20 protein-coding genes and 1 other RNA gene are annotated in these 22,941 nt (G+C 60.9%); 9 read left to right on the forward strand and 12 right to left on the reverse strand.

Features of this window, described 5'->3' with window-relative positions; all coding sequences use genetic code 11:
• Positions 1–22 precede the first annotated feature (22 nt).
• From PY793_RS06995 to PY793_RS07015, 5 genes are all read right to left on the reverse strand, one after another.
• A complete protein-coding gene (locus tag PY793_RS06995) occupies positions 23–1,189 on the reverse strand; it encodes an AGE family epimerase/isomerase (RefSeq protein ID WP_275177387.1) in 1,167 nt (388 codons plus the stop codon).
• Positions 1,182–2,636, reverse strand: coding sequence for a D-glycero-beta-D-manno-heptose-7-phosphate kinase (rfaE1, locus tag PY793_RS07000; RefSeq protein WP_275177388.1), 1,455 nt, complete (start codon positions 2,634–2,636; stop codon positions 1,182–1,184). The genes PY793_RS06995 and rfaE1 overlap by 8 nt, the downstream gene beginning before the upstream one ends.
• A gap of 38 nt (positions 2,637–2,674) precedes the next feature.
• A complete protein-coding gene (rfaD, locus tag PY793_RS07005) occupies positions 2,675–3,688 on the reverse strand; it encodes an ADP-glyceromanno-heptose 6-epimerase (RefSeq protein WP_275177389.1) in 1,014 nt (337 codons plus the stop codon).
• 163 nt (positions 3,689–3,851) lie between these two features.
• Positions 3,852–5,018, reverse strand: coding sequence for a nucleotide sugar dehydrogenase (locus PY793_RS07010; RefSeq protein ID WP_275177390.1), 1,167 nt, complete (start codon positions 5,016–5,018; stop codon positions 3,852–3,854).
• Positions 5,019–5,149: 131 nt separating this feature from the next.
• Entirely contained in the window at positions 5,150–5,650 is a 501-nt protein-coding gene (locus PY793_RS07015; RefSeq protein WP_275177391.1) for a hypothetical protein, read from the reverse strand.
• A 338-nt stretch (positions 5,651–5,988) separates the two neighbouring features.
• Between PY793_RS07015 and PY793_RS07020 the strand changes: the two genes are divergently transcribed.
• Positions 5,989–7,566, forward strand: a complete 1,578-nt coding sequence (locus PY793_RS07020) for a glucoamylase family protein (RefSeq protein ID WP_275177392.1) — start codon at positions 5,989–5,991, stop codon at positions 7,564–7,566.
• Between the two features lie 55 nt (positions 7,567–7,621).
• On the opposite strand, the gene PY793_RS07025 is transcribed toward PY793_RS07020, so the two are convergent.
• The 5 genes from PY793_RS07025 to ssrA form a co-directional block, all read right to left on the reverse strand.
• Positions 7,622–8,113 (reverse strand): hypothetical protein, encoded by a 492-nt coding sequence (locus PY793_RS07025; RefSeq protein ID WP_275177393.1) that lies wholly within the window; start codon positions 8,111–8,113, stop codon positions 7,622–7,624.
• Positions 8,114–8,255: 142 nt separating this feature from the next.
• On the reverse strand, positions 8,256–8,648 hold the full coding sequence (locus tag PY793_RS07030; protein ID WP_275177394.1) for a VOC family protein: 393 nt from the start codon (positions 8,646–8,648) through the stop codon (positions 8,256–8,258).
• Between the two features lie 68 nt (positions 8,649–8,716).
• Positions 8,717–10,372 carry a fumarate hydratase gene (locus tag PY793_RS07035; RefSeq protein WP_275177561.1) on the reverse strand — a complete coding sequence of 552 codons (1,656 nt, stop codon included), beginning with the start codon at positions 10,370–10,372 and terminating at the stop codon, positions 8,717–8,719.
• 49 nt (positions 10,373–10,421) lie between these two features.
• Positions 10,422–10,955, reverse strand: a complete 534-nt coding sequence (locus PY793_RS07040) for an SspB family protein (protein WP_275177395.1) — start codon at positions 10,953–10,955, stop codon at positions 10,422–10,424.
• Between the two features lie 204 nt (positions 10,956–11,159).
• Positions 11,160–11,486: a transfer-messenger RNA gene (gene ssrA / locus PY793_RS07045) on the reverse strand.
• 114 nt (positions 11,487–11,600) lie between these two features.
• On the opposite strand from ssrA, the gene thyX reads away from it, so the two are divergent.
• Positions 11,601–12,518: an FAD-dependent thymidylate synthase gene (gene thyX / locus PY793_RS07050; RefSeq protein ID WP_275177396.1), complete on the forward strand. Its 918-nt coding sequence runs from the start codon at positions 11,601–11,603 to the stop codon at positions 12,516–12,518.
• A gap of 242 nt (positions 12,519–12,760) precedes the next feature.
• Entirely contained in the window at positions 12,761–13,051 is a 291-nt protein-coding gene (locus tag PY793_RS07055) for a hypothetical protein (protein WP_408744682.1), read from the forward strand.
• A 100-nt stretch (positions 13,052–13,151) separates the two neighbouring features.
• Here PY793_RS07055 and PY793_RS07060 read toward each other — a convergent pair whose 3' ends face one another.
• On the reverse strand, positions 13,152–14,321 hold the full coding sequence (locus tag PY793_RS07060; protein WP_408744683.1) for an Mrp/NBP35 family ATP-binding protein: 1,170 nt from the start codon (positions 14,319–14,321) through the stop codon (positions 13,152–13,154).
• Between the two features lie 187 nt (positions 14,322–14,508).
• Here PY793_RS07060 and PY793_RS07065 point away from each other — a divergent pair, with 187 nt between their 5' ends.
• The 5 genes from PY793_RS07065 to PY793_RS07085 all read left to right on the forward strand — a co-directional run bounded on the left by PY793_RS07065 (position 14,509) and on the right by PY793_RS07085 (position 19,630).
• The gene (locus tag PY793_RS07065; RefSeq protein WP_275177397.1) at positions 14,509–15,738 is read left to right on the forward strand and encodes an OpgC family protein; all 1,230 of its coding nucleotides are present in this window, start codon (positions 14,509–14,511) and stop codon (positions 15,736–15,738) included.
• 88 nt (positions 15,739–15,826) lie between these two features.
• Positions 15,827–17,356: a DegQ family serine endoprotease gene (locus PY793_RS07070; protein ID WP_275177564.1), complete on the forward strand. Its 1,530-nt coding sequence runs from the start codon at positions 15,827–15,829 to the stop codon at positions 17,354–17,356.
• 38 nt (positions 17,357–17,394) lie between these two features.
• Positions 17,395–18,432: an FUSC family protein gene (locus tag PY793_RS07075; RefSeq protein ID WP_275177565.1), complete on the forward strand. Its 1,038-nt coding sequence runs from the start codon at positions 17,395–17,397 to the stop codon at positions 18,430–18,432.
• A 102-nt stretch (positions 18,433–18,534) separates the two neighbouring features.
• Positions 18,535–18,738, forward strand: coding sequence for a hypothetical protein (locus PY793_RS07080; protein WP_275177398.1), 204 nt, complete (start codon positions 18,535–18,537; stop codon positions 18,736–18,738).
• A gap of 295 nt (positions 18,739–19,033) precedes the next feature.
• Positions 19,034–19,630 (forward strand): hypothetical protein, encoded by a 597-nt coding sequence (locus PY793_RS07085; RefSeq protein ID WP_275177566.1) that lies wholly within the window; start codon positions 19,034–19,036, stop codon positions 19,628–19,630.
• A gap of 127 nt (positions 19,631–19,757) precedes the next feature.
• Here the strand turns inward: PY793_RS07085 and ilvD are convergent, their stop codons facing one another.
• A complete protein-coding gene (gene ilvD, locus PY793_RS07090) occupies positions 19,758–21,626 on the reverse strand; it encodes a dihydroxy-acid dehydratase (RefSeq protein WP_275177399.1) in 1,869 nt (622 codons plus the stop codon).
• Positions 21,627–21,956: 330 nt separating this feature from the next.
• Here ilvD and pstC point away from each other — a divergent pair, with 330 nt between their 5' ends.
• Positions 21,957–22,940: a phosphate ABC transporter permease subunit PstC gene (gene pstC / locus PY793_RS07095; protein ID WP_275177400.1), complete on the forward strand. Its 984-nt coding sequence runs from the start codon at positions 21,957–21,959 to the stop codon at positions 22,938–22,940.
• Position 22,941 lies beyond the last annotated feature (1 nt).

The raw sequence follows: 22,941 nt of genomic DNA on the forward strand, positions 1-22,941 counted from the left end.
AGCGTTCTCTGTGGCGCAGGTTTTACGGGCATGGTGCTTGCGCCCCTTGGGCTTTTGCCGCACCATAAATGTGGTAGAGCGAACTTGCGGGCATGTGGTCCACTGCCAGTGCGCCATCTGGCCCCATCCGGTCGATCCAGCCGCCGTGCAGATGTGCGGGGGCAAAATCTGCAAAAAATATCCGGGTCAGGTCGGTTTGTAGCCTGCTGTCTTCTGCGGTGCCTGTGCCCGCCGCCTGTCTGCATGCCAGCAGGCGGAGCAGCTCGGTCTGGGGCCAGATGCGGGTGCCGGTCTGGGTGAGTGTGCCGTCATCCATCATGCCATCGCGCACGCGCTGGTGGGTTACACCGTGCCGCCTGCCGGACTGGTACAGGTGCTCGGCCATGTGGCGGAGCGGGGTTGCGGCCTTATCTGTGGGGTTGAGACGCGTATAGGTGCCAAGCAGCCATGCCCACTCAAACAGATGCCCCGGTTCCACCGGGTTCTGGCCGTATGCGTGGCAGGGTGCCCAGTCAGGGCCAAAAAATTCCAGCAGCAGGCCCGAACGCGGGCTGATAAAACGTTCGCGCGCCAGAGCGACCAGAGACTGCGCGCGGTCCAGATAAAACTGGTCTGCCGTTGCCTCAAATAACGCAAGATATGCTTCCAGCAGGTGCATGTGCGGGTTCTGGCGGCGGGTTGCATCTGGGGCGGGTACGATATCGGCAAAACCGCCGTGGGGGGCATGGAAAATGCTTTCCACCTCCGCCACGGTTTTTTGCGCAACTCTGAGCAGTGCGGGCTCTCCGCTCAGGCGGTAGGCCCATGCATAGGCAAACAGGATAAAGGCATGGGCATACAGGTCGCGCACGGTGCTGGAAGGGTGGCCATCCGCTCCGATTGCAAAGACCCAGCCCGGCTGGCCATCAGCCTGCCAGTAGCGCGCCTGTACTGTGGCCAGAGTATGCAGGGCGTTGTCTGCCGCGTTAAAAATACCATCCAGCCGCGCCTGGCAGAAGGTGGCAATCTGGCGGGCCTGCACCATAAGGCGCAGGTGGGGCAGGGGGAGCGGGGTGGCATCAAACGTCAGCCGCTCGTGGTACAGGTTGCGGGCGGGGTCGTAGCCTGCGCGGCTCCATAATGGCAGCGCCTTATGCGCCAGCCACGTGGTCCATGGCGGGGTGCCCGGCTGTGCCGCATGCTCAGACATTGGAAGGCTTTGGGTGCGGTGCAGTCATTTTTCTGACCAGATTGCTGGTTGAACAGCCTGCGACCAGTGAAACCAGTTCCACCCGCCCCCCGGCAGCCTTGACCACATCGGCCCCCACCACGCTGTCCTCTGTGTAATCGGCCCCCTTGACCAGCACATCGGGCTTAAGGGCGGTAATCAGCTCCAACGGGGTATCTTCCTCAAAAATGACGACCATATCCACATCGCGCAGGGCGCGGATAACCGTGGCGCGCGCCATTTCGTCCTGCACAGGGCGGGTCGGGCCTTTGAGCCTGCGGACGGAGGCATCGCTGTTGATGGCCACCACCAGCTTGTCCCCCAGTTGTGCCGCAGCATGAAGGAGGGAGACATGCCCCGGATGCAGCAGGTCAAAACAGCCATTGGTGAACACAACGCTGGCCCCGTGCTGGCGCCACCGGCGCATGACCGCGCAGGCCTGTGGCCATGTGGCGATCAGGCCTGTATCGGGGTTGTCCTCCTTTAGCTCCTCGGCCAGTTCGGCGCGGGTAACGGCTGCCGTACCCAGCTTGCTCACGGCAATGGAGGCCGCCACCGTGGCAATGACAATGGCGGTATCCAGATCCTGCCCGGCGGAGAGGACGCTGCCAATGGTGGCGACTACCGCATCCCCCGCCCCCGAGACGTCATAAACTTCGGATTTGCGGGCAACCTGATGGCGGATATGCCCGTTGCGCTGCCACAGGGTCATGCCTTCTTCGGAGCGGGTGATCAGGACATCGCCCCCGAACTGGGCGGAGGCCACCTGGGCTGCGTGCTCCACTTCTGTGTTCGTGCGCAGGGGCAGGCCGGTGGCTACGGCCATTTCCGCCCTGTTGGGGGTTATCAGGCTGGCTCCACGATACGCGGCAAATGTCTTGCGTTTGGGGTCCACAAGAACGGGAATGTTTCTGGCCCGTGCATGCCCGATAACTGCCTGCAGCACCGGTTCGGACAGAACACCCTTGGCGTAATCCGAGCAGATCAGCACATCCGCCCCATCCAGTGCGGCAACGCAGTGCGCGATCAGGCTGTTCCGGGTGGGGGGGGAGAAGTCGATAAGGGTTTCATCATCAATACGCACGATCTGCTGGTGCCCGCTGACAACCCGCATTTTGGAAATGGTGGCCCAGCCCGGCTCGACCACAAGACCGTGCACATCTATGCCGGGCCAGACGGCAAGGGCGCTGCGCAGGGTTCGGGCGTTTTCATCCTGCCCGACAACACCAATCAGGCTGACCGTGCAGCCCAGTGCCGCGGCATTGACCGCCACATTGGCCGCCCCGCCGGGTACGGCGCTCTGGCGGGTCCTGCGCAGCACCGGCACGGGTGCTTCGGGCGAGATACGGTCCACCGCGCCAAAAACATACTGGTCCAGCAGCAGGTCGCCGATTACAACAAGCCGTCCGAATTCAAAATTTTCAATCATGGATGCTCATGCTCGCGGGGGTGGCGGGGGTATGGCGCTCATGGTGTGTGGCCCGGCTGGGTGCGCAGCAGGTAGCGCACGTAGTCGGCCACGCCGTTTGCAACATTGTCCAGCGCCACAGTGCACCCTGTGCCGCGCAGGGCGTGCATGTCCGCCTGCGTAAAACACTGGTAGCGGCCACGCAGCGTGTCGGGGAAGGGGACGTATTCCAGTGCGCCGGTGCGCACCATTTCGGCCCTCTCCAGCGGGGGCTGGCCACGCGCGGCGCGCACGGTGTTGACGACCGTTGTCGCCACATCATTAAACGGCTGGGCCTTGCCTGTGCCCAGATTGAACACGCCGCTATGGGTAGGGTTGTCAAAGAACCAGAGCTTGGTGGCCACCAGATCCTTGACCGCAATAAAATCGCGCATCTGTTCGCCCGGCTGGTAAGGCCCGTATTCCCCAAACAGGCGGACGCGCCCATCGGCCATAAACTGGTTGAAATTGTGGAACGCCACGGAGGCCATGCTGCCTTTGTGCTGCTCGCGCGGGCCATACACGTTAAAATAACGGAATCCTGCAACCTGCGTGGCCAGTCCGGGCAGGGCGCGCCGGACAGTCTGATCAAACAGCAGTTTGGAATAGCCGTAGACGTTGAGCGGTTTTTCGTTGGTGGGGGCTTCGGTAAAGGTGGTGGATGCGCCATAGGTTGCGGCACTGGAGGCGTAGAGCAGGCGCGTGCCCGTGTTCTGGCAGTAGGCCAGCAGTTTTTTGCTGGGCTCGTAATTGCTGGCCATGACGTAGCGGCCATTGCGCTCGGTGGTGGACGAGCAGGCCCCTTCATGAAAAATTGTGTCTATTGGCCCGTAATGGCCTGCGCTCAGAGCATCGTAGAACGCGTCCCTGTCCACGTAGTCGCTGATCGTCAGGTCGGCCAGATTAAGCGCCTTGTCGCCGTTGGTCAGGTTGTCCACGGCAATAATGTTGGTCAGCCCGCGCTGGTTGAGAGCGTGGATGATATTGCTGCCAATAAACCCGGCGCCCCCGGTTACAATAAGACGTCTGGCCATGTCAGCACAGCACCATGTGCTCAGGTGGAAGGACAGTTACGGTCATAGGCGCCAGCTCTGTGTTTTGTGTCTTTGAACCGATACTAATTGCACAGGCCTGAACAGGCAAATACAACTCCGCTCCCGCCGGGGCGGGTTGCGGGGGCGCGTGCTCTGGTGGTCTTCAGTCGCTGCCGAACAGGTCGCGGGTGAACACGCGGTCCCGGACATCGGTCAGTTCGGGGTGGTGGCGATTGCTGACAATAATGGAAGACGCAGCCTTGAACTCATCGAGATTGCGCAGCACGCGCGAGCCAAAAAACTGCTCCTCCTTCATGGCGGGTTCATAGACCACAATCTCGATCCCCTTGGCTTTGAGCCGCTTCATGATCCCCTGAATGGAGCTTTGCCGGAAGTTATCGGATGCCGTTTTCATGGCCAGCCGGTAAATGCCGACCACCTTGGGCTGCATGGCCAGAATCCGGTCGGCCAGAAAATCCTTGCGGGTGCGGTTGGCGTCCACAATGGCGCGGATCAGGTTCTGGGGCACCTGCATGTAGTTGGCCAGAAGCTGTTTGGTGTCTTTGGGCAGGCAGTAACCACCATAACCAAAGGAGGGGTTGTTGTAATGCTGGCCTATGCGTGGGTCCAGACAGACGCCTTCGATAATCTGGCGGGTATCCAGCCCCCGGGCCAGTGCGTAGCTGTCCAGCTCGTTAAAAAAGGCCACGCGCATGGCAAGATAGGTGTTGGCAAACAGCTTTATGGCCTCGGCCTCTGTGGCTTCGGTAAAAAGCAGGGGCGCGTCTTTCCTGATCGCGCCTTCAAGCATAAGGGCGGCAAAGCGTTCGGCGCGGGCGCTGCGCTCCCCCACAATAATGCGCGATGGGTGGAGGTTGTCATACAGGGCGCGGCCTTCACGCAGGAATTCGGGGGAGAAGATGACCTGCCCGGTGTTCAGCTCCGCGCGGATCTGGTCCACAAACCCGACCGGAATGGTGGATTTGATAACAATGGTAGCTTCGGGGTTGAGCGCGCTGACACAGGTGATCACATCCGTTACGGAGGATGTGTCAAAGTAGTTTTCCTGGGCATCATAATTGGTAGGGGTGGCAATTATGACAAAACTGGCGTCCTGGCTGGCGGCTGCAAGGTCTGTTGTGGCGCTCAGGCTGAGTGGCCTGTTGCGCAGGTAATCCTCAATTTCGGTATCAATAATGGGGGATTCCCGGTTATTCACCTTGCTGACCCGCCCGGCATCCACATCCACGGCCATGACGTCATGGTGCTGGGCCAGCAGAATGGCGTTTGACAGGCCAACATACCCAAGACCAACAACTGCAATTTTCATGGTGTTCTTCCCCCACACCCTGCGTGATCGGGGCGTCTTGTCCCGGTGCGTCAGGGCGTTGCAATACATGAGCAGAAAAAATCCGTCACGCTGTTTTGCAGGATGCGGGCGCCACAGAGCCGCAGCCCGGCCTAGTGGGCCTGCATGCGCAGGCGGAATGTTGCCGGGCGTGGGGGGATGGCGGTTTTTTTGGAAATAACCAGATATTCGTGCGGGTACCGCCCCAGCCTGATGGCGCGCATGTGGGCCTTAAGGGCCAGCAGTGCTTCAAACGAGTGGGGATGATGGTCTGCTATTGTGTCTTCACGCCCTACAATCAGGGTGGAATCCGCAAAGGTGATCAGCAGGCAGTGCCGGGTGTTTTGCAGGAAAAGGTGGTTTTTCCCATGAGCGAAATATCCGCTCAGGTGTTCGCGGGTTTTGGAAAACAGGTAATAGGCGGGTCTGTAAAAGGTTCTTCCCTCTTTTTCTTCCGTGGTCATGATCAGGAACGAATAGCTTTGCGCGGGCGGGGGAAGCAGGACATGGCTGGTGGCAAGGCCACGCAGGCCATATTCCAGCCGGGACACCAGAACATCCACAAGTTCATAAACAAAGCGGAAGATATTGTAGCGGTATGTCATGTATGTCATGGCGGCATCGTATGCGGAACAGGAATGATTACACCCCCTTATATCTTTATATCCCTAACAGGTAGTGTTGCGCGGGGTGCTGTTCTGTCTGTGGGCGGTCAGGGCTGGGCAGGCATGCTGTATGGGCTGTGGTTGCCTGTGCCGGCTTTGGGGCACACATAAAACGTGAACATTTTCTGAAATTTGGCAGATTCCGTGGCGCAGTCCCCCGCCCTGCTCTGGTGGGTGGCGCGGCATGGCCCCTATATTCAACCCCCGTTGCGGTGCAGTGCGGCACGGAGCAGAACAGCCCGCTGCGGCAGTGGTGCTGGTGTGAACAGATGAGGAATGCAAGGCTTATGGTACTGAGGCGCTTTTTTGCACACGGCAAGACTAAAACCAGCCTGCCCGCACAGGGGCAACGCCAGAGGACCGGTCGGGCTTGTCTGTCCTTGCTCATGCTCTGTAGCGCATGGACCGGCCTTGCAGCAGGCGGCGGGCAGGCGGTGGCCGCATCCTCCATTGTGGCGCGGCCAGCCCCCAGCCCCTTCCACCCCGACCAGACGGACAGGGCTTTTCTGGCGGATCTGGAGCACCGGACTTTTCTGTGGTTCTGGGATTCGGCAGCCCCCGCAACCGGGCTGGTGCCCGACCGCTATCCATCGGACCAGACCCAGTCCAGTGTTGCGTCCATTGGCTTTGCGCTGACCGCATATGGCATTGGTGCGGACCGGGGTTACATCAACCGCCAGCAGGCCGTGGACCGGACCCTGACAACCCTGCGCTACCTGTGGAAGCTCCCCCAGAACGACAGCCCGGATAAAGCTGCGGGCTTTCATGGCTTTTTCTACCACTTTCTCAAGCGGGAGAACGGGCTGCGCCTTGATGCAGATATTGAACTGTCGAGCATAGATACGGCTCTGCTGATGCAGGGTGTGCTGTTTACGGCCAGTTATTACACCCATGATTCCGAGGCCGAGGCCGAAATACGCGACCTTGCCGCCAAGCTGTTCAACCGTGTGGACTGGCGCTGGATGTTGCGCCCGGATAACCGGCTGAGCATGGGCTGGTCGCCCGAGCGCGGCTTTTTGCCCAATTACTGGGAAGGGTATAATGAGGGCATGATGCTGTATGTGCTGGGCCTTGGTTCCACCACGCATGCGCTTGATCCGTCATCATGGCAGGCATGGATTTCCACCAACAAGAGCCGTTGGGGCGAATCCTATGGCCAGACCTTCCTCAACTTTGCACCGCTGTTCGGCCACCAGTACACCCATGCATGGATCGACTTCCGGGGTATCAAGGATGACTGGAGCCGCTCGGCCGGGATTGATTATTTTGAAAACAGCCGCCGCGCTGTGTACGCCCAGCAGGGTTATGCTACGCAAAACCCCGGAAAATGGCAGGATTACGGGCCAAATATCTGGGGTCTGACAGCAAGTGACGGCCCGGCAGAAACCACAAAGGTGGAAAAAAACGGCCAGCAGCGCAAGTTCATGGCCTATACCGCCCGTGGTGTGGGCCGGGACTATACGCTCGATGATGGCACGCTGGCCCCAACAGCGGCTGGCGGGTCCGTGGCGTTTGCGCCAGAGCTGGCCATTCCCGCCCTGCGCACCATGCGTGACAAATACGGGGACCGCATTTACAGCACCTACGGCTTTGTAGACGCCTTCAACCCCAGCTACCATGATGGCAAACAGGCCTACTGGGCGGATGATACCTATCTTGGCATCGATCAGGGGCCCATTCTGCTCATGGTGGAAAACTGGCGGGATGGCATGGTGTGGAACACCATGAAGGACAACCCCATTATCTGCCGTGGCCTGCTGCGTGCGGGCTTCAGGGGCGGCTGGCTGACCACCCGCCATGGTATTGTGGACCATGATGATGCCGTGCGGCTCAGGCAGCAGCAGGCGCAGACCCGGGCAGGCTAGTTCGGAGCCTGACCATGGGCCGGAAAAGTAAAAGAGTTCTTTTCCGGCCCATGTTTTAATTTTTGGAAGCCTGTATGGGTTCGCTGAGCGGCTCGCGATGGTTTTTTTCGTCATCCGTGTCATGGTTAAGGCGGTATAGCCTGTACACATCCGGGTCGTTTTTATCGAGCTTGTGCATTTTGATCCGAATGCTCTCGCCGTACACATCGTCTGCGGAGGTGGAGAGATCGACGATCGTGCCGATAAGCCCGCCGGTCAGAATGTTGCCAAAAATCCAGCCTGCATTGTGGCTTGCATCCACGCCTGTGACGGGGGCATAACCGGGCTTCTGGCACCGGATGATCAGGTTGTTGTGGCTCTTGGCAACCGTAAATTCGCCCGGCGTATGGAACATGCTGATCGTTTTGCCCGCCTTGGTCACGTCGCATACCGCGCCGGGGGGATCGGAGTTGATGGAAATGGTCTGTTTGGGAGGTTCCAGAATTGTTGCGCAGCCTGATAATGTCATCAGGCCCAGTAAAAAGATTTTCTGCCGAGATTTTTGCATATTCCGGGAACCTGAAAAGTATTTTCAAAAGCAATACAAAATAATTTGTGACCGGACCATAGCGTGCCCATGCATGGATGAACAGCCTGCTCTGGTGTGAGCCATGCTGTTCATTATCTGTTTTGTGGGGCGGTGTTGAATCTTATCCCTGATAGGATGCGATCTCGATCAGGTTTTCATCCGGGTCGTGGCAGTACACCGAAGTAATGGGGCCAATCGCACCCAGGCGGGCTACGGGGCCATCCACAATGGCAATGCCGCACCCCTTGAGGTGCTCCACCACGTCAGCACTGGTAATGGCGGTAATAAAGCACAGGTCATTACCGCCGGGCAGGGCATGGGTGGCGGTGTCCCAGCCTGTGGCGTCGTGCGGGCGGAGGTTGAGCTTCTGCCCGCCAAAGCACAGGGCAGCGCGGTTGTTGCGCCCGTATTCTTCCCGCTCCATGCCAAGCACACGCTGGTACCATGATGCGGAAATTTCAACGTCGCGCACGGTCAGGACAACATGATCCAGACGATCGACTGTAAAGCGCATGAAAACCACACAGCTCCTTTTCTGTCTGCCCCGCCACGGTGGGGCGGCGGGGCAGCCCCGGTGGGGGGTTACAGTTCAGCGTAGAAGTCGTTGCCTTTATCATCAATAACAATAAAGGCGGGAAAATCCTCGACTTCGATCTTCCATACCGCTTCCATGCCCAGTTCGGGGTATTCCAGCACCTCTACCTTGCGGATGCAGTCCTTGGCCAGCCGGGCGGCGGGGCCACCAACGGAGCCAAGGTAGAACCCACCGTATTGCTGGCATGCGTCCCGCACGGCCTTGGAGCGGTTGCCCTTGGCCAGCATAACGTAGGAACCGCCATTGGCCTGCAACTCGGCTACGTACGAATCCATACGCCCGGCCGTTGTGGGGCCAAAGGAGCCTGTGGGCATGCCAGCGGGCGTTTTGGCCGGGCCTGCGTAGTAAACGGGGTGGTCTTTCAGGTACTGGGGCAGGCCCTCGCCGCGCTGGAGCCGCTCGCGGAACTTGGCGTGGGCAATGTCGCGCGCAACAACCACGGTGCCGGTCAGGGCCAGCCGGGTCTTGACCGGGTATTGCGAGAGGGTCTTGCGGATTTCTTCCATCGGGCGGTTGAGGTCAATGCGCACGGCCTCTCCCTCAAGATGTTCGTCCGTGGTTTCGGGCAGGAAGCGTGCGGGGTCGTGCTCCAACTGTTCCAGAAAGAACCCATCCGCCGTGACCCGCGCCTTGATCTGCCGGTCGGCGGAGCAGGAAACACCAATCCCCACGGGGAGCGAGGCACCATGCCGGGGCAGGCGCACCACGCGCACGTCGTGGCAGAAATACTTGCCGCCAAACTGCGCGCCAATGCCCAGCCTGCGGGTGAGGTCGAGCACCTTCTGCTCCATGTCCAGATCACGGAAGGCGTGGCCCGTCATATCGCCTTTGGTGGGCAGGGCATCATACCAGTGGGTGGACGCCAGCTTGACGGTCTTGAGCGTCTGCTCGGCGGACATGCCGCCAATGACAATGGCAAGGTGGTATGGCGGGCAGGCGGAGGTGCCCAGCGTGCGCACCTTTGTATCCAGCCAGTCCAGCAGTTGCTGCTCGGACCCCAGCAGGGCGCGCGTTTCCTGGAACAGAAAGGTCTTGTTGGCCGATCCGCCGCCCTTGGCCACAAACATCAGGTCCATCTGCTCGTCATGCACGCCTGCGGGGCTGGCGAAGATGTCGCATTGCACGGGCAGGTTGGTGCCGGTGTTCTTTTCCTCGAACATGCTCAGCGGGGCCATCTGCGAATAGCGCAGGCTGGTGCGGGTATAGGTTTCGTACACACCGCGGGAAAAGGCGATTTCCTCGTTCCCTTCCACCCAGACGCGCTGGCCTTTTTTGCCAAACACAATGGCTGTTCCGGTATCCTGGCACATGGGCAGAATACCGCCAGCGGCAATGCAGGCGTTCTTGAGCAGGTCAAGCGCTACAAAGCGGTCATTATCCGAGGCTTCGGGGTCTTTGAGGATATTGGCCAGTTTCTGCAGGTGCGTGGGACGCAGAAAATGCGCCACCTCATGAAAGGCGCGGGCCGTCAGTTCGGTCAGCGCCTCGGAGGTAACATGCAGAACGGTTTTGCCACCGCACTGCGACGTGCTGACACCACCTGCAATATCCACCTTGCGGTATTCTGTTGTGTCCTCCCCTAAAGGGAACAGGGGGGAATAGGCAAATTCTGGCAGTGGGGGGCGGGGGGGCTGGCTGGTCATGGTCGTGTCTCTACTCTTTCCGTCGGCCTGACCCCCGCGCTCGGGGGGTTCAGGCTGGTGATGGTCCTTTGCGGCGGAAGGCGTCAAGGCTGACAACCTGGGAGGAGGAGTCGCCCTGTGCTTCCGCATTTTCTCCGGCATCGGCCGGCGTGTGGTCTGCGGGTGCGGGTTCCTCATCTTCCACAACCTCAAAATGCAGGTTGAAGTGGATGGAGGGGTCCGCAAACCCGGTAATGGTCCGGACGGGTATGACCAGAATGGAGCCAACACCCCCAAAGGACAGACCGACAGACACAATACCGGCATCGCGGTCCACATTGAGGTCCCAGAACTGGTGTTGGAGCACAATGGTCATCTCGTGCGGGTACTGGGCACGGAGCCGGTCGGGAATTTGCACGCCAGACAGGTCCGTGCGGAAAGTCAGATAGAAATGGTGCTCGCCTGCAAGCCCCTCGCGGCTCACATGTTCGAGCGCTTTGAGCATGACGTCCCTGTAGGCGTCTTCCAGCCACTGGTCGTAGGGCAGCAGGCTGGGGGGGAGGGAGCCGTCGTTTCCCGGAGTATTGTTGTGGTCATCAGCCATGCTTGGTCTCCTTGCTCCAGCCGGTTGGGGGTGGCTGGCCATACGTATCACTCTAGCGTCAGCCATGCGCGAAAGGTTCGGCCAGTGCAAGCGCCAAGGCCAGCCCGCGGCCATGCCGCAGGGCACGGGCCGGGCGGTTTGCCTCAGCAGATACAGGCCATGCCTTAAAGGCGTGGCGTTACATAATAGGGGAAAATGGCATGAAGTGGGAGGGCTTCTGTTGCCCGGTGCCCTCCCGAACCGCGCTTATTGCTTATGCAGCAACAGCGAGCACCTCAGTGTTATCATTGGCACTTGTAAAATCAGCCCGATAACGGTGGTACAATGCCGGGCAAAAAAGATGTCTTTACTGCGCGTGTCGAGCCTGTTTCGTCCCCATCTGTCCGGGTCTTGCGATCCGGATTTATGGTGGAGACGCCGGGTACCGCCCCCGGGTCCACTACGCCTATGCCACATCCCGTTTATTGCCATAGCCGCAAGAAATCTTCCGGCACCCCACACATAGGAACATGGCTTCCAAAATGCAAGTGCCTGCTGGTGTTTCTGGCTTTCCCGCGTGGGGGTATGCCTGCTACAACCGCGCGCATACACGCGGGCATACCGTGTGCGCTGTCTGTTTTTTCTAGCATGGTGGAGATCCTGCGCATGTCACTGACCGAAGCACAACGTGCAGAAATTGCGGCCCACGGGCAGGAAACATTCTCCACCCGCCGCCCGACCGTAGCCGCTCTTGAGGCTATGCTGTACGCCCCGCAGGAGGTGCTCGACCACGGCTTCCTGCGCGTGATCGACTATATGGGTGATGATGCGGCCATTGTGCAGGCAGCCCGTGTTTCCTACGGACGGGGTACGCGCAAGGTGTCGGAAGATGCCGGGCTGATCCGCTACCTGATGCGGCACCGCCACTCTTCCCCGTTTGAAATGTGCGAGATCAAGTTCCACGTCAAACTGCCCATTTTTGTGGCGCGGCAGTGGATTCGCCACCGTATGGCGAGTGTGAACGAGTATTCGGCCCGCTACTCCATTCTGGATAGCGAGTTCTATTTGCCCGAACCCGCCCACATGGCAGCCCAGAGTGAGGTCAACCGTCAGGGTCGGGGCGAGATTCTGGCCCCCGAAGCCGCCGCAGAGGTGCTGGACATCCTGCGTGAAGACGCCATGCGTACCTACCGTGACTATGAGCGTATGCTGGACGCGGAAAACGGCTATGGCCTTGCGCGCGAACTGGGGCGCATCAACCTGACGCTGAACACCTACACGCAGTGGTACTGGAAGATCGACCTGCATAACCTCATGCACTTTCTTGCCCTGCGCATAGACCCGCATGCCCAGTACGAAATTCGCGTGTATGCCGAAGCCATGCTGAAAATCCTGCATGCCTGGGTGCCCACCACCGCCGCCGCGTTTGAGGAATACCGGCGCGGGGCGGTCACGTTCTCGGCCTCCATGATGGCCGTTGTGCGCCGCATGCTGGCGGGCGAGGTTGTGGAGCAGGCCGGTTCGGGCCTGAGCCGCCGTGAATGGGATGAAATGATGGCGATCCTGCAGGCTCCCACACCCTGAGTGGGGCAGGTAGCGCTGCTACCTCCTCCGGCGCTCATTTTTTATCAAGACATCTGCATTAAATCTGGGTGGACTTGACGCCTGTCCTGTCAAACGCCGCAGGGGCGGGGCATAAACAGGGTAGGGCGTCCGGTCTGTATTGCCGTGCGCCCTGTCTGCCTGCCATGCTCGTCCTACCCGCAGGCCCGGTTCCGCGCAGACGGCAGGACAGTAGGATTTCTGGGGAATTATAAGGAGCATTCATGTCTTGTCCCAACGGGCGTTCTGCCCGCCTTGCCCTGTCCGCCTTTGCCTGTGCGCTTACATTGATGGCAGCAGGCCTGCCAGCCAGGGCCGATACGGCGCGTGAGCAGCAGACCAGAGCCTGCAAGGGCGATGCCCTGCGCCTGTGCGCTCTTGCCATTCCCAATGAACAGAAAATTACAGCCTGCATGGAGCGCAAAAAAGACAAGCTCAGTCCGGCCTGCCGTGCGTATTTCAAGGATACACCAGCGCCGCGGGTCAAGGCCAAAGCTCCCACGCCCAAACGCTAGGCCCCTCAGCCTTCATGCCTGCGGCTGATTCTGTGGCGGTCTGCGGGCTGGAGACCGTGCGGGCGGGGCGTTTCCGGCCCGCACGGCTGCGGGGCTGTGGCTAGGCCTGCATGGTCCGTAAGGCTGTGGCTACGGTGTGGGCAATGGCGCGCCATGCCTTGCCGCCCTCGCTCTGGGGCGCGCCAATAACCAGCGGTACGCCACTATCCGCGCTGGAGCGGATATCGGCCAGCAGTGGCACTTCGCCCAGAAAAGGAACTCCCATGGCTTCGGCTTCGTGCCGTGCGCCACCATGGCCGAACAGGTCCGTATGATGCCCGCAGTTGGGGCAGCAGAAATAAGACATGTTCTCCACCAGACCCAGCACCGGTACCTTGAGCTTTTCAAACATGGTCACGCCCCGGCGGGCGTCGATCAGGGCGATGTCCTGCGGGGTGGAAACAATAACAGCCCCGCTCAGCGGCACCTTCTGGGTGAGGGAGAGGTGAGCGTCCCCCGTACCCGGCGGCAGGTCCACCACCATGACATCCAGATCGTCCCAGTCCACATCGGTCAGCAACTGGTTGATCGCGCCCATAACCATGGGGCCACGCCAGATCATGGCGGCTTTTTCGTCTACCAGCATGCCGAGGGAGACAGCACGGATACCCCATGCCTGCACGGGTTGCAGGCGGCCTTCCACCACTTCGGGCTTGCCCGTTGTGCCCAGCATGCGGTGCAGGGAGGGGCCATGAATATCGGCGTCCAGCAGGCCGGTTTTCAGCCCCTCCATGCCCAGACCTACGGCAAGGTTGACGGCGGTGGTGGACTTGCCCACTCCGCCTTTGCCCGAGGCCACGGCAATAATGGTTTTAACACCGGGCAGCACGGGGGCGTCGGGGGCTGCGGGGGTGCCTCCAAGCGGGCGGTGCCCCCCTGCGGCTGCCGGGGGTGCGGCTCCTGCGCTGCGCTGGGGGTGCCCGCCCTGTGCCGTGCTGCCAGTGCGCGCCTGCTCCGGTACGCCTGCGGGGCGGTGCGCGGTCAGGATAAGGGTGGCACTGGTAACGTTGGGCAGGGTTTGCAGCTTCTGGGCGGCTTCATCACACAGGCCGGACAGTTCGGGAGCCTGCTCGCGCGGGACGGTCAGTGTCAGGGTCAGGCGGCCATCATCATCCACCGTGCAGCTTTCCAGCCGCCCGGCGCTGGCGAGGGAAAGCCCTGTCTGTGGCGTTCTGATGGTCCTGAGAAGGTCCATCAGTGTGTCTGAAGAAAAAGGAGCGGTCTGCGCCAAAGGTCTGGATCCTATGCCGTGGGAGTACAATGCCGTAGTCGGGGGGAGGCTACGGCAGAGAAGGGTGCGCCATTGGGGGCGGTCATGAATTATAACGCCTTTTTTCTGGCACAGACAGGGTGGTATGGGTAGAGGAACAGCCGGGGAATAACCAACGGGCGAGGCAGGGCCGTGGCGAAAGGGTAAGATGCAGGCACACACGGACAAGGCAGGGGCAGTACAGGCAATACCTGCTGCGGGTGCGCACACGCAGGAGCCGGGCGGGGTGGCCGCCCCCACGCGCAGCCGCCGCGACCACAGGATTGACGCCCTGCGTGGGGCCGCCCTGCTGATGATGTTTATAGACCATATTCCCCAGAACCTGCTCAACCGCTTTACCATGCGCAATGTAGGCTTTGCCGATGCGGCGGAGGTGTTTGTGCTGCTGGCGGGCTATGCGTCATGGCTGGCTTACGGGCGGGGCTTTACCAAACACGGCGTGCTGCCCACCCTGCAACGCCTGTTCAAACGCTGTGTGCAGCTCTACATCGGCCAGACCATTATGGTCATGACCTATGTCTTTACGGTTCGGAGCTGGCGGCACTTTACCCCTGTTTCGGTCGATTATCTGGAGCCGGAGCTGGCCCATGGTCTGGGCTGGGTCTGGCGGGTAATGATGTTTGACGCCTTGCCCAGCAACCTCAACATCATGCCGCTCTACCTTGTGCTGCTGGGCGGGTTCCCCGTTTTTTACCTGCTTATGCGGATCCATCGTTCGCTGGCCCTGCTGCTTTCGGGGGCTTTGTGGATGCTGGTGAACATGGACCCGGGGCTGAACTTTCCCAACTGGCTGGACCCGGATGGCTGGTACTTCAACCCGCTTGCCTGGCAGTTCCTGTTCGCACTCGGGCTGACTGCGTCCGCCCAGACCCAGCAGCGGGGCCGTGACTTCAGGCGTGTGCCAGCCCTTGTGGCACTGTGCTGGGTGTATCTGCTGTTTTCGGCCATTCAGGCTTTTCCGTGGGCCTTGTGGGGGCTGCCGGACCTGCGTCCGTTCGGAGATACGCTGGCTCCGGCCAAAAGCTGGCTCTCGCCTTTGCGGCTGCTGGATGTGATGGCCATTTTCTACCTTGTCCAGTCTTCGGAGCCTGCGCGCCAGTGGGCGGCCGAATCGCGCGTGGGGCAGGAACTGGCCCGTGTGGGGCGCAGTTCGCTTGAGGTGTTTGTGGTCGGCACCATACTGGACCTGTATGCGCGGCTGATCTTCAGCACCTTTGGTGATGGCTGGGCCCTGCAGATTGCGGTCAATGTTGTGGGGCTGGCTATTCTGCTCGGCCTTGCCTCATGGCTGGACCGGCGGCGCACACGGGCACGGGCTGGCAGGCTGGTGTCCTCCCCGGCTGCTCCCGTTGCAGCCCCGGACCCTGCGGGAGGGTAGGGCATGCTTGCCGTTTTGGTACGCCATGAATAACCTGATCTCCCAGTCTTCGAGAATTGTCCTGTCCCGGCAGAAAGTTGTGTTGTCCATGCGTGTGTCCGTCCGTCTGTTCTGCTCTGTTTCTCTCTCCACTTTACTGGTCGCAGGCCTTGGGGTGTTTGCCCCGCTGCATGCGGCGGATGCCCCCGTGCCTGCGGTTGTGGCCGCCGGGGGGCATGCGCCAGACAGCTTTGCCGACCTTGCAGCCCGGCTTTTGCCTGCTGTGGTCAATGTCTCCACCACCCAGACCGTGCGCGAAGCGGATGCGGAGGAGGACGACGAGGACGACCAGCTCCCCCAGATGCCCAACTTCCCGCAGGGCTCCCCGTTCGAGAAGTTTTTCCATGACTTCATGAACCGCCAGACAGACCCCAATGCTCCCCCAAGGCGGATGCAGGCGCTAGGTTCGGGCTTTATCATCGACCCCACGGGGTACATCGTGACCAACAACCATGTGATCCGCAAGGCAGACCGCATAACGGTGACCTTGCAGGACAACACGGTGCTCAGTGCACATGCCGTGGGGCATGATGACCGCACGGATCTGGCGCTGCTCAAGGTGGACAGCAAAAAGCCGCTGCCGTTTGTCAGCTTCGGGGATAGCGAACACCACCGGGTGGGGGACTGGGTTCTGGCCATTGGCAACCCGTTTGGCCTGTCCGGCACGGTTACGGCGGGTATCATCTCCTCACGCGGGCGCAATATTGATCAGGGCCCGTATGATGACTTCATCCAGACCGATGCCCCCATCAACAAAGGCAATTCCGGCGGCCCGCTGTTTGATATGGATGGCAATGTCATTGGTGTGAACACCGCCATTTATTCCCCCTCCGGCGGGTCGGTGGGGATTGGCTTTTCCATTCCCTCCAACGAGGCGCGCGGCGTGGTGGAGCAGTTGCGCAGGACCGGCAAGGTCTCACGCGGGTGGCTTGGTGTGCGGATCCAGAACGTGACGCAGGACATAGCCGATGGGCTGGGCCTGAGTACATCCACTGGCGCGCTGGTGGCCGGGGTGGAAAAAGGTGGCCCGGCCGACAAGGCTGGGCTTAAAACGGGCGATGTGATCCAGAGCCTGAATGGCCAGCCGATTGAGGGCAAGGCCCTGCCACGCCTGTCCGCCCAGTTGCCGGTTGGTACACAGGCCCGGCTGGGCCTGTGGCGGCACGGCAAGGTCATGGATGTGCCCGTCACCATTGGCGCTCTGCCCGAAACCCCGGACGAAGCTCCGGCCAGACCTGCTGAGGCCCCCAAATCCGCAGCATCTGTCAGCTTTGCGGATTTTGGCTTTACCGTTGGCCCGCTGGATGCGGCCGGGCGGCAGAAATACACCCTGCCTTCCAGCCTGAAAGGTGTGCTGGTGACCAGTGTCAAACCCGATGGCACGGCCGCAGAACGGGGCCTGAAGGAAGGAGATGTGATTACCGAAGTCCAGCAGGCCGAGGTGGGAACGCCAGCCGCCCTCAAACAGCGGATCGAGGCTGCGCGCAAAGCCAAAAAGCGCTCGGTCCTGCTGCTGGTGCATGATGCGGACGGCCTGCGCTGGATTCCCTTCCCCCTGAGTGCGGAGGATGCGCCCTGATTGCACTTTTAACGGGCCGACGCACGCCCGTGCTGGATATGGGCCGGTATTGCCCATGGCTGGCGCGCTGGCTGAGCAACGCCACCGTCTGCCAGACCGTGCGCCTGCTCAGTGCTGTGGGGCTGGCGGGGGCTGTGGCCTGGCTGACCAACCTGCAGGAACCGGCCTGGGCGCTTATCACCTCGGTCATTGTCACCCAGAACAGCATTACGGACACAATCTCCAAGGGGCGTGACCAGCTTGTGGGTACGCTTATCGGGGCTACGGTCAGTATTGTGCCCATTACGCTGCTCATGTTTGCGCACTGGCCACTCTGGGGGGCGTTTACCATTGCGTTTGTGCCGCTGGCCATTCTGGTATCGTGGAAGCCGGAGGCCCGCATGGGCGTGGTCACGCTTATGGTGGCCATTCTGTTCCCCTCTGATAACGACCCCTATCTGCGCCCGATCGAGCGTGTACTGGCTATTCTGATCGGGGTGGGGGCGGGCACGCTGGTGACGTATATGGTGCTGCACGAACAGGCCCGGCGCGATGCGTTCCGCAACGCAGCCCTTACGGTGCGCCAGATTATGGCCATGCTGCAAAAAGCCCGCACAGGGCATGTGGAGTGGTCGGTCATTCAGGACATGAATGACGAATGTGCCGCCTCCTTGCGCAAGGTGCAGGCCGCGCTGGAGGAAGCACGGCGCGAACACTGGCGGCCGCTGGATGAGCGTGACCCCATGCTGGCCCGCCTGCCACCGGGAATACGGCAGTTGCAGATGGATGCGCTGGTGGTAGCCCGTGCCATGCTGGTTCTGCCCCAGAGTGCCACGGCGGGGGAACTGGAGCATGCGGCCAGCGTGCGTGCGGGCATGCTGCGTGGGTTCCAGTGGATCATCCAGCGTTGTGAGAGTGAGGCCGTAGCCCGCACGGGCGATGAATACCGCATTGCAGCGGAGGTCATGGCCGCCCTGCCAACGGAAAATGAAACGGCAGACCCGATCATACGTTTTGTGGTGGATATTCTGCTCACGGACCTGCGTCAGCTCATCCAGCTTCTGGGTGAGGATGACAGGGACCGTATTGCCCCATAACCATATTGTGACATGCAGCCGCTACGCGCTGCCGTGGCCTGCCGTAACCTCTTATGCGTCCATAAGTATTTTGCGCGGCAGGCATGAAGTCAGGCGGTAGTTATGTACGCCAGATGGCATGACGCGGCCCGCCAATTACGCTACAACAGAAATGAAACGCCCGACCCGTGTTGGGTGGAACTCCATATTGAGGAAGCTCAAGACATGGCAAAATGCCCCAAATCCCCCTGTGCACGTGGTATTCTGGCTCTGGGCCTGATTGCAGCGGTTGTTTATTTCATCCGTAAAAAGAAGTGCTGCGGCTAAGCCCGCGTCGGGCCTGTTCCTGACCGCCCGACACACGGCAAAACCCGTCTGGTCCACCCAGACGGGTTTTTTTTGCAGTGGCGGGCCTGCCACAGGGTGGATGCAAACGCGCAACGCAACGCTTTGGCTTGTGTTATGGTGCAGGCGTTGTATCACTGCGGTTAACATATCTGGCCTGACGCTGTCTGCTTCAGGCTTCTGACGGAAAGGATTGAGAGTGTTGCATCCTCTTGTTTCCCGCTTTTCTTCCAAGGCTGTAGCGTCTGTTGCAGCCTGTGCGCTCGGCTTTGCGGGCATGGCTACAATGGCCATGCCAACGGTTGCCCATGCGCAGGCGTCTGTGCTGCTTAAAAGCCAGCAGGCCACCGCCATTGTGGAAAGTGTTGACCGCGAAGCGCGTGAACTGCTGCTGCGTGAAAGCAATGGCCACCTGCTGACCATTGAATACGGGGCCGCTGTAAAGGATGTGCCCCACCTGCATGAAGGTGATGCACTGAAAATCCAGTTCGTGGAAACACTGGGCGCGCAGCTTGCCTCTCCGGGCAGCCCCCTGCCCGAATCCACGCTCACCACGGCGCGGGGCTTTGTACATGGTCATCCGCGCGGCATTATTGCGGCTTTTAACCGTGAGCGCGCCCTGATCAAGACCATTGACGTGCCCTCAAGCACCATCTCCTTCACCACGGAGGGGGATGACTCCCTGCATGTGGCGGTCCTGCGCACCAAGGCGATGCAGGACTTCCTGAAAACACTCAAGGTTGGCGATATGGTGGATATTACCCGCGCCGAATCCATTACCTATATCGTCACCAATAAGGTCGTGCCGCAGCCAACCCCCGCAACTCCCCAGCTCGCCGCTCCGGCAGGGGATGTGGTCGCACCCGCGCACTGACTGCTGTCTCTGCTCCCGTGCATCTGGCGTCAGGCCGGATGCACGCTGGACGTCAAGGGTGGATAGGCAAAACCCCCGCAAGGCCATGCCCTGCGGGGGTTTTTGCGTTGTGTCGACGGGCTGCGTATTAGCGCGGGGTGCGGCGGGTAAGCTGGCTTACGTCGCGCACCGCGCCACGGGCGGCGCTGGTGGTCAGGGCAGCATAGGCCTTGAGCGCGTTGGAGACCACACGCTCGCGCTTGGGCTGCCATGCCTGATCGCCCAGATCATCCATCCGTGCCCGGCGGTCAGACAGAACGCTGTCTGCAATGGCTACGGACAGGCGGCGGTTGGGGATGTCGATCTCGATCGTATCGCCTTCCTCCACCAGCCCGATCACGCCGCCTTCGCCCGCTTCGGGGGAGATATGGCCGATGGACAGGCCCGAACTCCCGCCTGAAAAACGGCCATCGGTAATCAGCGCACATTTTTCGGCCAGCCCCTTGGATTTGAGGTAGCTGGTCGGGTACAGCATTTCCTGCATGCCGGGGCCGCCCTTGGGGCCTTCGTAGCGGATCAGCACCACATCACCGGGGTTGATCCTGTTGCCCAGAATGGCGGCAACCGCGTCATCCTGACTTTCAAAGATACGGGCTGGGCCGGAGAATGTTTCCAGCCCTGCGGCCACGCCTGCGGTTTTAACAATCGCACCGTCTTCGGCCAGGTTGCCGTAAAGTACGCACAGCCCGCCATCCTGATTATAGGCATGCCCGCCATCGCGGATGGCCCCCCCAGCCTGATCCGTATCCAGTGTTTTGTAAGTGCTGGACTGCGAGAACGCGACCGTGGTGCGCACCCCGCCGGGTGCTGCGCTAAAGAATTCCCGTGCTTGCGTGCGGCTTTGGGCTCCGGGGGCGCGGATGTCCCATTTGTCCAGCGCTTCGGGCAGGCTGGCGGCGTGGACCATGGTCACATTGCGGTGCAGCAGGCCCAGCCGGTCTAGCTCACCCATAATGGCGGGAATACCGCCAGCACGGTGCACGTCTTCCATGTGAACATCCGGGCGGGAGGGGGAGACCTTGCACAGATGTGGCACCTTGCGGGAGAGGCGGTCGATATCCTTCATGGTAAAGGGCACCTCGCCTTCATGCGCGGCCGCCAGCAGGTGCAGCACCGTGTTGGTGGAGCCACCCATGGCAATATCGACCGACATGGCGTTCTCAAACGCGGCCATGGTGGCAATGTTGCGTGGCAGCGCGGAGGGGTCATCCTGCTCGTAGTAGCGGCGGGCAAGGTCCACAATGCGGTGGCCTGCCTCCACAAACAGGTTGCGGCGGGCGGCATGGGTCGCCACAAGGCTGCCGTTGCCGGGTAGGGACAGGCCGAGTGCTTCGGTCAGGCAGTTCATGGAATTGGCGGTGAACATGCCCGAGCACGAGCCGCAGGTAGGGCAGGCGGAGCGTTCGATGGCAAGGGAGTCGGCCTCGCTCACATCTGCGCTTGCGGCTGCGACCATGGAGGTCACAAGGTCGGCGCGCTGTTCAATGTCATCCAGCGTCACGCGCCCGGCTTCCATGGGCCCACCGGAAACAAAAATGACCGGAATGTTCAGCCGCATGGAGGCCATGAGCATGCCCGGCGTGATCTTGTCGCAGTTGCTGATGCATACAATGGCGTCCGCGCAGTGGGCGTTCACCATGTACTCCACGGCATCGGCGATCAGCTCGCGCGAGGGCAGGCTGTACAGCATGCCGCCATGGCCCATGGCAATGCCGTCATCTACCGCAATGGTGTTGAATTCGCGGCCGATGCCACCGGCTTCGGCAATGGCCTCGCATACAAGCTGCCCCATGTCCTTGAGGTGTACATGGCCGGGCACGAACTGGGTAAAGGAGTTGGCGACGGCGATAATGGGTTTGCCAAAATCGGAGTCTTTTACACCGGTTGCGCGCCACAGGCTGCGGGCACCCGCCATGTTGCGCCCGTGGGTGGTGGTGCGTGATCGGTAGCCGGCCATTATGGGGTCTCTTCTGCTGTGGTGCTGGAGTAAAGCATCGGGTCATGGGGTATGCGCGGCGGGGGTCCACCGGCATGGGGCCAGAACACATTACGCCACATTGTGCTGGCTGTCAGGGCCGGATTATGCAGAAATGGTCGCGCAGGCTCCCGGTTGCCGGGGGCTGAATGTGCGAGGTGCCGGTCCGCTGTCCGCGAATACCCTGATAACACTACAATTTTGTGACAAAACCCGGTTTGGGGGGACTTTCATGGGGTCCCCGTGTTGCAGGAGCGCACAGCGTTCAGTATTTCTCGCCCCATCCGGCTGATAGTTCGGAACGGAGAGCAGATGGAAATTCCCGCACGGCAGTCCCTGCCAGCGATGAAACAGGCCCCTTCCCATCAGGGAGGGCAGAAGGGCGACCCCGCCTTCAGGCTTCTGGTAACGGCAACAGGTGTTGGCGTGCTGGTTGTTCTGGGTGCCATTATTGCCGTTATGGTGACAGGTGGCTGGAAGGCGTTTGCAACCTTTGGTCCGGGCTTTCTGGTTTCCGCGGTGTGGAACCCGGTCACGCAGCATTTCGGGGCGGCAGCCCCGGTTTTTGGCACTGTTATCAGCAGTGCGCTCGCACTCCTTGTGGCCGTGCCTCTGGCTTTTGGTACAGCGTTCTGGCTGACCGCCCTTGCACCGCCCGCTGCAGCCGCGGTTATTGGTATGGCCGTGCAGCTTCTGGCGGCTGTGCCTTCCATTATTTTTGGCATGTGGGGCTTTTTTGTGGTGGTGCCGGTGGTGGCGCATTACGTGCAGCCCATCGCCCGCCAGCTTTTTGGCCATGTGCCCGGCCTGTCCGCCCTTGTGGCGGGTGCGCCGTTTGGTACGGGCCTGTTTACGGCCGCCTTTATTCTGGCGGTCATGATCACCCCGTCCATTACCGCCGTCATGCGCGATGTGTTCCTGTCCATGCCCGCTGTCCTGCGTGAGAGCGGGTACGGGCTGGGGGCCACCCGGTGGGAGGTCATGCGCCATGTGGTGCTGCCCTGGTCCCGCCAGGGGGTTGTGGGTGGCATTGTGCTGGGCATGGGCCGCGCAATGGGTGAGACCATGGCCGTAACCTTTGTGATCGGGGACAGCAACCATATCGGCTGGTCGCTGTTTGCACCGGCCAACACCATTGCCTCGCTGATCGCCCTTGAATTCCCCGAAAGCCCGGCAGGGAGCCTCAAGCTGGCTTCCCTTATGGCGCTGGGGGCCATTCTTATGGCCATCTCCTTTGTAACACTCTGGTTCTCCCGCTGGCTGCTGGCCCGTGGCGAACAGGCAGCAGGACGTTGAG

The organism is Acetobacter fabarum (genome assembly GCF_029069195.1).
Taxonomy (GTDB): domain Bacteria; phylum Pseudomonadota; class Alphaproteobacteria; order Acetobacterales; family Acetobacteraceae; genus Acetobacter; species Acetobacter fabarum_A.